General features: G+C 68.4%; 5 protein-coding genes. 3 read left to right on the top strand and 2 right to left on the bottom strand.

Annotation, left to right across the window (positions count from 1 at the left end):
- Positions 1–744 precede the first annotated feature (744 nt).
- Both Q1N79_RS10125 and Q1N79_RS10120 read left to right on the top strand, forming a co-directional pair.
- Entirely contained in the window at positions 745–3114 is a 2370-nt protein-coding gene (locus tag Q1N79_RS10125) for a 2OG-Fe(II) oxygenase (protein ID WP_300607332.1), read from the top strand.
- A gap of 147 nt (positions 3115–3261) precedes the next feature.
- Complete coding sequence (locus Q1N79_RS10120) at positions 3262–3774, top strand: hypothetical protein (RefSeq protein ID WP_300607330.1); 513 nt, start codon at positions 3262–3264, stop codon at positions 3772–3774.
- A 780-nt stretch (positions 3775–4554) separates the two neighbouring features.
- On the opposite strand, the gene Q1N79_RS10115 is transcribed toward Q1N79_RS10120, so the two are convergent.
- Together Q1N79_RS10115 and Q1N79_RS10110 are read right to left on the bottom strand one after the other, a co-directional pair.
- The gene (locus tag Q1N79_RS10115) at positions 4555–5226 is read right to left on the bottom strand and encodes a response regulator transcription factor (protein WP_300607327.1); all 672 of its coding nucleotides are present in this window, start codon (positions 5224–5226) and stop codon (positions 4555–4557) included.
- Positions 5153–7159 (bottom strand): histidine kinase, encoded by a 2007-nt coding sequence (locus tag Q1N79_RS10110; RefSeq protein ID WP_300607324.1) that lies wholly within the window; start codon positions 7157–7159, stop codon positions 5153–5155. The genes Q1N79_RS10115 and Q1N79_RS10110 overlap by 74 nt, the downstream gene beginning before the upstream one ends.
- Positions 7160–7324: 165 nt before the next feature.
- On the opposite strand from Q1N79_RS10110, the gene Q1N79_RS10105 reads away from it, so the two are divergent.
- The gene (locus tag Q1N79_RS10105) at positions 7325–7915 is read left to right on the top strand and encodes a hypothetical protein (protein WP_300607322.1); all 591 of its coding nucleotides are present in this window, start codon (positions 7325–7327) and stop codon (positions 7913–7915) included.
- Positions 7916–8198 lie beyond the last annotated feature (283 nt).

Below are 8198 nucleotides of genomic sequence, written 5' to 3'. Positions count from 1 at the left end.
CTACGGGGAACGCTGCGTTTCGGAGGAAGGTCGCTCAGGGAGCCAGTGACAAATCAAGCGACAACGGCTCCAGGCAATGACGGGCAGAGCACGACGTACCCAGACGCCGGTACCCGTCTGACGTGCGGCAATCGGACCCAGCGCGACCCCACCAGACGAAACCGGCAGGCATGGTAAGGAGAAGGTCTACGGTTCGATTCCGTAACGGGGCTTCAGTTCGATGGGACTTTTTCGAATTTCTTTTTGTCGGCAAATTCAAGATCAAGTGACTAACCAAGCGGTGCGGGTCCCGCTAACATCCCGCTGGCAGCCGGAATATCGCGACGTACCAAGGTGCCTTCATCCTGCTGACCTGCGGTTATCCGACTCGATGCCTCGGAGCAGCCGGATATGCCCGGAATTCGTCCGCTGCGCGTCTCCGTGTGGCGGAGAATGCATCCGTCCGGCCAGGTCGCATCATGTCGGATTAGCAGAGCGGAGATCGAGAGGCTAGGACCGTCTGAGGACGTCTGGCTATCGTTGCCGCCGGCTGGGGCCGTTGTCACTTGGCTTGTCACACCTCCTCGGCACTGAGCCGACCTATCGCTGTGGTACGGGAATTCAAGGTCGGATGAGCCGTACGCTGACCTGGGTGCGGCGTCCTTCTGCAATCCGCGGAAGCGTGGCTTGCGGCTTGGGATGGTTCACTAGGGTCGCGCTAGAGGAATTGAGACGGTTTCCCGGGATGCGGGAGGGGTCAGTGTTATGGTGACGGCGGCGCGTGACCGGCTGGCCAGGACGTTGCGGGCCGATGCGCAGACCGCGTTCAGCGTTGAGCTGACGGCGAAGATGGCCGACTTGAGCCTGCAGGTTGAGGGCTTCGGGCCAGTCAGGTTCCCGGTGACGTCGGCGAAGGCCCGCAAGCTTGCCCGCCTCGGTCAGCCGGCCAGGTTCGGCCGTGGCGAAAAGACGGTGACCGATCCGGATGTCCGCGACACGTGGGAGATCCCGAAACACCTCGTCCGCGCCGAGTGGGACGACGCCGTGCTGAACGACATTCTCGCCACAGTGAAGGAAGAGCTGGGACTGCCGAACGCCGCCGGGCTGACCGCCGATCTTCACTCCCTCCTGGTCTATGAGCCGAACCAGTTCTTCCTTGTCCACCAGGATTCCGAGAAGGACGACTCGATGGTCGGGACCTTGGTGGTGACCCTGCCCTCCAGCTACGCCGGCGGCGAGCTGATCGTGGGGCATAACGAGGAGTGGAAGGCCTATCGGGGGTCGAAGACAGCGCTGTCGCTCGTCGCCTTCTACGCCGACTGCAGGCACGAGGTGCTCAAGGTGACGTCGGGCTACCGGATCACCCTCACTTACAACCTGCTCCTGCACGGCGAGACCAGCCGTCCGGAGGGGGACGACGGGACGATCGCAGAGCTGGCCGACTTGCTCCACGAGCACTTCAGCATGCCGGTGCCTCGCTATTACGGCGGACCCGTGGCCGACCCGCCGAACCGGCTCGTCTACCTCCTCGACCACGAGTACACGTCCCGCGGGCTGAACTGGCGGCGGCTGAAGGGCGCGGACGCGAGCCGGGTGGCGCTGCTGCGCGCCGCGGCGGACAGGGCAGGCTGTGAGTCTGTCCTCGCGCTCGCTGATATCAAGACGACCCACAGCGCGTTCCCGGCCGATGAGGGCTACGGATACCGGGACTGGTACGACGAGTACGACGAAGACGAAGACGAGTACTCCGACAACGCGAGTGACAGCGAGCGCGAGTACGACATCCAGGATTTGGTCGACTCCGAGGTCACCCTCACGCACTGGACCGGCCCGGAGGGCACCCGCCTGGAAGAGACCTCGCTGTCGGTGGACGGCGATGAGGTGTGCGCGTCCACCCCGACAGGCGACCTCGCACCGTACTCCTCGGAGTACGAGGGCTACATGGGCAACTGGGGTAACACCCTGGACCGGTGGTATCACCGGGCGGCGGTTGCAGTATGGCCCCGTGATCAGGCGTTCGCGAACCGCGCCGAGACCTCCCCGGCCTGGGCTCTGGATGAGCTCGCCGCAATGGCGTCAGCAGGCGACGTGCCGGGCGCGCGAGCCGCCGCGACGACGCTCGCGCCCTTCTGGGACGCCGCGGTGCGCGGCCGGACTCCGGGTGAAGGTGGCAGGACCTCCGGTCTGCTCGGCAAGGCGCTGCGGGCGGCCGACGCCGTCGCAGACCCGGATACCGCGGCCCTGCTGCTGAGGCCGTTCCGGATTGAGAGCCTGACCGACGCGCAGGTGGAGTCGTTCGCGAAGATCGCCGGCGGCCACGGGCAGCAGTGGACGGCGGAACTGCTGGGGACGTGGTTCGGCGGAGACCAACCGGCCTGGGCATACGGCGGGGGACAGGAACGGCCACGGTGGGTGGCAGAATGGCTGCCCGCCCTGTGCGAGGGACTGCACGCCGCTGGCCGCGCCGGCGCGCTGGCCGCGCAGCGGCTCGTTGACCTGGCGTGGGAATGGCTCGGCAAGGACATCGGCGCAGGGATGGCGTCATCGTCGCCCAGCCGCCGCGACGAGAAACTCGGCGCCCTGGGCAAGCCGCTCGCCTCGGTACTGATGGGCGCGGCTGCGATCGGGGCGGTCGGCGCCCGGGACATAGTGACCGGCTATATCCGTGAGCAAGGAGACACGGTGACTGCGCTGGAGATGTCCGCGCTGCGTGCCGCGGCGGAGCCGGCCGGGGACGGCACGTGCGGCGGCGCAGGCTTCGGCGACCTGGCCGCCGACTGCGCTGCGCGGCTCCGCGCCCGGCTGGCCCGGCCGCTGCGCGCGTCCGGCGACTGGTCGATCGAACTGCGCGCGGGCGGCTGCACCTGCGACCTCTGCGATACCCTCCGCGCGTTCCTGCAAGATAAGGGCAGGCGCACCTTCGAGTGGCCGATTGCCAAGCAGCGCCGACAGCACATCCACTCCCGGATCGACGCCGCCGAACTGCCTGTCACCCATGTAACCAGGCGGCAAGGCAGCCCCTACACGCTCGTCCTGGCCAAGACCGACGCACTCTTCGCCCGCGAGCAGGAGGCGAGGACCAGGGACGAAACAGACCTGGCGTGGCTAGCGGCACGGCGGAATCCCAGCGCCTGACCGACGTAATCCCAGAGCGGCGCGGCCTGTGGGCGCCGGAACTGCGTCCACGTCTCCGACCTTCAGTTCCTGAGGCTTAGGACTTCGAGTGCTGGTCACTACTGAACAAATCTGGCATAATTTTGTTCAGTATATGGAGGTGTAACAGTGTCTGTCGCTAGCGAGTACGACCACGCTGAACAAGTTGTCGCCGACGTTGCCCTGCTGCAGGACATGGCGGCGGGCAGGCTAGACGAGCAGCGGGTCAAGCAGGCCGCCCAGGTCTTGCTCGAACACAGGCGCCGTGAGCTGCCGAGTGTGTCAGTAGCGGTGGCTGCTCGTCTGCTGGGCGTTTCGCGCACCACGGTGGAGTCATGGCGGCAGGCAGGTGTTCTCGCCTCAGCTGCCGTGAAACGGCGGCGGCATGAAGTCACCATCGACAGCCTCGTCCGGCTGCAAGTCTTGGTCGACGAACTACGGCGGCTCGGAAGAAATCGCGAGCTCCGGGACTACGTGTGGTGGTCTGCTCAAGACAGCGCCGACTACGCAGATGGCAAGCTTGCAGAGGCACTACGTCAGCTCCGCGCCGGAGAGCTCGGCGAAGAATATGTGCCCTCGGACGAAGACCTCGACTGGGCGCGCCATGAACTCGACGATCCTGCCCCGGAGGAGCGAAGCTGACGGTCGCGACCGTACCGACGCAGCTAGCCCGCCAGCAGATCGCAGGCTTGCGTGGGAAGGCGAAGGCATCCTTCATCGTGGCTGTGCAGGATATACGCCAACGTGGATGCCAGGCGGCAGGCGTCCGGCTGGCAGGAGAACAGCTTTCGGGCATCTGTCGGCTGGACCTTTACGGCGCATGGCGTCTCCTGACCGTCTTCGAGGCGTCTGACCGATGCGTCCTGCTGCTCGTGGCCGAGCACATCCGCTCAGCGAATCCCTACCAGCTGTTGTATACAGCACTCGGCATCGACGAGCCTGACCAGCCTCGCACCAAGCCGCCGTGCTGTGACTCCGAAGGGCAGCCACCTGTCGCCCCAGACCTTGTAGCGCGATTCGAGCGCGGACTGCGGGATCTCGATCGCGGTTTGCGTAGCCCGGCTAGACCTCGCCGACGTCACCGGGCTCAGTGACAAACCAAGTGACAACGCCCCCAGCCGACGACAGACACGGTGCGACGCAACCAGACACTCCCATCGCCTCGAACTGCGGTAATTCGCCCCAGAGCGACACCATCCGACAAAACGGGCATGCATGGTAAGGAGAAGGTCTACGGTTCGATTCCGTAACGGGGCTCCCCAGCTCAGAGGCCGATTCCATATGGAACCGGCCTCGTTGCATGATGGTGCAGCAGCAAAGTGCAGCAGCCGTCTCACAGTAGACCTCGCGATCGGCGGATTATGAGACGAGCGGTCCTGCTGCGTCTGTGATCGGGACCGTCGGGCCGGTTCGAGCTGGCTGCTAGGCGATGCCGCTCTCGAACGCGAGGACGACTGCCTGTATACGATCGCGTGCACCGAGTTTTGCCATGACGCGGGAGACGTGGGTTTTCACCGTGGCCTCGCCGAGGAAGAGCTCCCCGGCTATCTCGACGTTGGACATTCCCCGGGCCATGAGCTGCCAGACCTGGGTCTCGCGGCTGGTGAGACTGTCCGCGCCCGGTACCAGGCCGGCGGCAGGCGGTCGCCTGGTGTAGGACTCGATCAGCCGCCGGGTGACCGACGGGGCGAGCAGCGTGTCCCCGCGCATGGCCGCGCGGATGGCATCGGCCAGCTGGTCATCGGAGATGTCCTTGACCAGGAACCCCGCCGCGCCGGCGCGCAGCGCGCGGTAGACGTACTCATCGAGGTCGAACGTGGTCAAGATGATCACCCGCGGTGCCGTCCTGTCATCGGCCGTGCCGGTCCCGCTGTCGGCGGCGAGGATCTGCCGGGTGGCGGCGACGCCGTCCATGCCGGGCATGCGGATGTCGAGCAGCACCACGTCGGGGGACAGCTCGCCGGCGAGCCGGACGGCCTCGCTTCCGTCGGCTGCCTCGCCGACGACCTCGATGCCCGGCTCAGCCTGCAAGATAGTGCGCAACCCGGTTCGCACGAGCGACTGGTCGTCTGCGACCAGGACCCGGATGCTCACCGGGCCGCCTTGGCGGGAGGCTCTGGGGCAGCCGGCTGCGGGAGCCCGTACGGCAGGCGTGCCAGCACGGTGAATCCGCCGTCCGGCCGTGGCCCCGCCGCAACGGTCCCGCCGCATGCCCGGCACGCTCCCGCATGCCGGGTAGCCCGTGGCCTCCAGCACCGTCTGCCTGCAGCGCGGGCCATGCTGGGGGCCGGTTGGTGACCTCCACTATCAGCCCGGCCGCGGTGAAACACGCTGTCATCTCCACCCGCGCTCCGGGAGCGTGCCGGGCGGCGTTCGTGATCGCCTCTTGCGCGATGCGGTACGCTGCGCGGCTGACGGCCGGCGAGACCGGGACCCCGGTTCCCGCGATGGCGAACCGCACGGGCAGCCCTGTCCGCCGGGCCTGCTCGGCGAGCACCGCGAGGTCCTCCACTCCGGAAATGCCGGCCGGGAGGGCGTCCCCCCCGACGGCAACCGAGATGACCAGGACGTGCAGTTCCTGGACGGCCTGGCTGGCGGTTTCGCGCAGTGCGGCCACGTGCTCCGCGGCGCGCACCGGGTCGGTGTCCCAGACCCGCCGCGCTGCCGTAGCCTGCATGACGATGGCGGTCAGCGCATGTCCCACGGCATCGTGCAGGTCACGGGCGATCTGCAGCCGCTCCTCCGCGACGGCCCGCCGTGCCCCGGCCGCTTCTTCCTCCTGCTCCTGTGCGGCGGCGTCGGTGAGCGCCGCGAGCAGCTGGCTCCCGCCGCGGATGACGCGGCCGACCGCCCAGCTCGCGACGGCGAGCACCACCGACCCGGCCACCGACACCGGGCTGAAGCTCGCCACGGGATCAGCGACGACCGCGAACGCGATGACGGCGAGGCAGGCGATCAGCACCGCCACGGCACGGACCGTCGGGCACACCGCACCAGTCACAAGAGGGACCAGAACCATCATGGCGCCTGGCGTCAGCCCGGCCAGCGGATCTTCCGGGCGGGCGGCGGCGCTGTAGCCGATGGTCGCGGCCAGGCTCACCGCAGCGGCGGGGAGCGGGGCGCGGCGAAGGAAGGCGACCGGGATCATGATCGCCATGCCGGTGAGCGCGGCGGCCGGCCAGGCCCGGGATGCTGCGATCATGACGGCCAGCGCCAGCGCGAGCACTGCCAGGACCGCATCAACGTGCCGCCGCGCGGGCAGCGTCATCCGCACGACGGCAGATGCCGGCAGGGCAGGAGCTTGCGGCAACCGAGCCTGCTGATCATCCAGCGCGGCCAGCACGCGGGCGCGCAACTCTGGCAGCGGCGGGACAGTGACCAGCCCCTCCTCGTGGCCTCCGCTGGCACGATCCTCGGCGTGCTCAGCGCGGAACCGCACCAGTAGCCCGCGCATCTCGGCGAGCGTGCCCCGGGCGAGCCGCTCGAGTTCGGCGACCTCCGCGCGGTCCGTGGCGGCTGCGTGCCTGCGCATCCCATCCAGCGCGTGCAGCATAACGCGGTCAAGCTCAGCGGCGATCCGCTGCCGTTCCCCGCTGATCGCCGCGCTCATCCGGCTTTCCCTGGCCGCGCGGACCCGGGCCGCCGCCTGGCGGAGCCGTTCGGCCAGCCGGGCGCGTGCACGCGCTATCACGCCCGCCGTCGCGGGGGCGATCACGAGCACGACGGAGAAGAACGCGATCGCGGAGACGTGCGAGCTGCCCGGCGACGCGAGGATCTGGGCGGCGGCCCCGGTCGCCAGGGCGGCGGCCAGCCCGGCGATGGCCGCCCGGGCGCGGGCGTGCCGCCCCACCCAGTACGTCCCCGCGATCATCGCCAGGAACGACGGATCCTCCGCCACCCGCGTCGGTGCCGCCGTCGCCGCCAGCACAGCCGCGAGGACGACGGCAAGCACGCCCACCGGGTGACGGCGCGCCACCTCAAGAGCCTGCCGGCCGGGCATCGTCCGGCGCCCGGAGCCATCGGACATGCCATGACGATAAACCCGGCAGGCACAGCCTGGCGTCCGCCCGCAGCCGGATCCGGCCTCCGCCCCCAGGGGGAACCGGGCGGCGGACCAGAAATCGCCAGACGGCCTGACGACGAGCAGGGCACCCGATTCCTACCGTCGGAAACCAGACCGAAGGAGGAACCGATGACAACCGCACAAGCACCGTCCGTTCTGTACCCAACTCAACAGCGCAAGCAGACGCGGGGCATCCTGCTGGCGGCAGCCGCCGTGGCAGCCGCCGCGGCGCTGCTCGAACTGCTTTACCCGCCATCGAGCGCCAAGACGCTGACCACCGCTGCGGACTACACGTTCACCGCGATGCTGATCCCGTTCGTCCTGGCCGCACTGGCAGCCATAACGAGGCTGCACCAGCTGCACAACCGCACCGACGGCCGGCTCGGGACCGCCGGCTTCTGGCTCGCCTGCGCGGGCTTCGCCGGCTTCCTGCCATGCGCGATCGCGTCCCTGGTCACCGGCGAGAGCCAGGCACTCAGCCCGCTGTACATCCTGTCGATACTGGCCTCGCTGGCGGGCCTGGCGGCATTCGCGGTCGCCGTGTTCCGGGCACGGCTGCTGCCACGCTGGGCCGGGCCGGTGCTGCCGATCGCATGGCTGCTCGGCGGCCCCGTGACCGCCGGGCTCCGGGGCACGACGTTCATCCTGGCGATCACGTTCATCGCCATCGCCATAACCCTGCCAGCCGCTCCCGGGCCACAGGAGCAGCAATCTCGCTAGCGTGCCAGGGCGCGGCCCAGGAACTTACCGTGCCCCATAGGATCACCAGCCCGTCGGATGACGTCTGGACCGAGAGCATGGCCGCGTCTAGATGAGTGATTCCTTGAACGTGGCTCGGAGACGTGGGGAGGGTGCCCATGATCGACTGTGACGAACGACCTGGACACCCTCTTGATCGCACTGTATGTGGAGATCGATGATCACGTGGCCTTGCCTGCCAGGAGCGGCCGGGGCCAGCCCAAGCGCTTGTCGGATGCGGAGCTGATCTGCCTGGCCGTGGCGC

This window comes from Trebonia sp. (assembly GCF_030042015.1).
Taxonomy (GTDB): domain Bacteria; phylum Actinomycetota; class Actinomycetes; order Streptosporangiales; family Streptosporangiaceae; genus Trebonia.
This window is presented reverse-complemented; position numbering and strand designations above follow the sequence as displayed.